We start from the raw sequence: 1122 nt of genomic DNA, 5'->3' as shown, positions 1-1122 counted from the left end.
GGCCGCATCCGCATCGACTTCAGCGTGCCGGCCGGTTCAGCTCCACACAACGCGGTACTCCTCGACATCGCCGGCGCCCGCTCGCCGATCATATCGGCCGGGCAAAGCGGGTCGTTCGCGTTCGAGGTACGCCAGCCCGGCGAGTACCGGCTTGTCTGCACGATCCACCCGAACATGCTGGGCACTCTCGCCGTCGGGTAACCGGCTCCCCGTGCCTCGACGGACGGCGTGACATGCCACCACGACCACGGGCTCGCCACTGCCGACAATGCCACCGTCCGTGGCCGGCAGTGGCGATGGCGTGCCCGTCGATGATGGTGAGCGGGCGTTCGCGGTGGGCCGGGGTGGGAACGGAATGCCGTTCACCGGTATGTGGTCGGCCGGTCAGCGGTTTGCGTCCCGGGCGTAGCGCATGGCCTGCATGGTGCCGATCTCGCTGGTCTGGGAGGTGATGATGGTCTGAGCGATCCCGCGCACGTCCGGGTGGTCGGAGCAGCGGTCGAGCAGAGCTTGGGCCATCGCCACCCCCGCCCGATGGTGGGCGATCATGAGTTGGAGGTAGAGGATCTCGGCGTCGCGGCCGTATGAGTGGACTCTCGGCGGCCGCGGGTCCTGTCGTGCGGGGTCCGGCTCAGCGGGCGTGGATGAGACCGGCGTGGATGAGCCGCACAGGCTCGGTGCCCTCACTGTTGTGACGTTCCGCCCAGACGTCGAGGGCCGTGCGGCAGGCGTGGTCGAGGTGACGCAGCCCCAGCAGGTCCAGCTCGATGGGCCGGTCTATCGGCAGGGCCTCCAGGGCGTCGAGCATCTTCGGCAACCGCAGAAAGGTAGCGTTGCCGGTGAGGGCGACGCGGACCGGGTCGCTGCCACTGTCGACGATCTCTACCTGGATGTGTGAGGTCTCCCAGGCGGTCTTGAGTACTGCGAGGCCGAGCCCGATCAGGACGCCCTCGAACATGTTCACCGCGAGGATCGCCCCGGCGGTGATCGACAGGATGACGGCCTCGCCGCGGTGTTCACGCCACAGCGGGCCGAGCTCCTTGAGTGGCAGCAGCTTGAAGCCCGCATGGACCAGGACTCCGGCGAGCGCCGTGACCGGGATGATGCCGAGCACGGCGGGCA

2 protein-coding genes and 1 pseudogene are annotated in these 1122 nt (G+C 68.6%); 1 reads left to right on the top strand and 2 read right to left on the bottom strand.

Annotated elements, in window-relative coordinates:
* The coding region (locus tag DD1DGNOD_RS27320) for a cupredoxin domain-containing protein (protein WP_430827841.1) at positions 1-201 on the top strand (201 nt) is incomplete at its 5' end.
* Positions 202-384: 183 nt separating this feature from the next.
* Here DD1DGNOD_RS27320 and DD1DGNOD_RS30570 read toward each other — a convergent pair.
* Both DD1DGNOD_RS30570 and DD1DGNOD_RS28260 read right to left on the bottom strand, forming a co-directional pair.
* The gene (locus DD1DGNOD_RS30570; protein ID WP_283234731.1) at positions 385-687 is read right to left on the bottom strand and encodes a DUF305 domain-containing protein; all 303 of its coding nucleotides are present in this window, start codon (positions 685-687) and stop codon (positions 385-387) included.
* Positions 632-1122: pseudogene (locus DD1DGNOD_RS28260) on the bottom strand (SulP family inorganic anion transporter); the annotation flags it as partial. The gene DD1DGNOD_RS30570 and the pseudogene DD1DGNOD_RS28260, both read right to left, overlap by 56 nt.

This window comes from Candidatus Protofrankia californiensis (assembly GCF_900634765.1).
In the GTDB taxonomy this organism is placed as follows: domain Bacteria; phylum Actinomycetota; class Actinomycetes; order Frankiales; family Frankiaceae; genus Protofrankia; species Protofrankia californiensis.
This window is presented reverse-complemented; position numbering and strand designations above follow the sequence as displayed.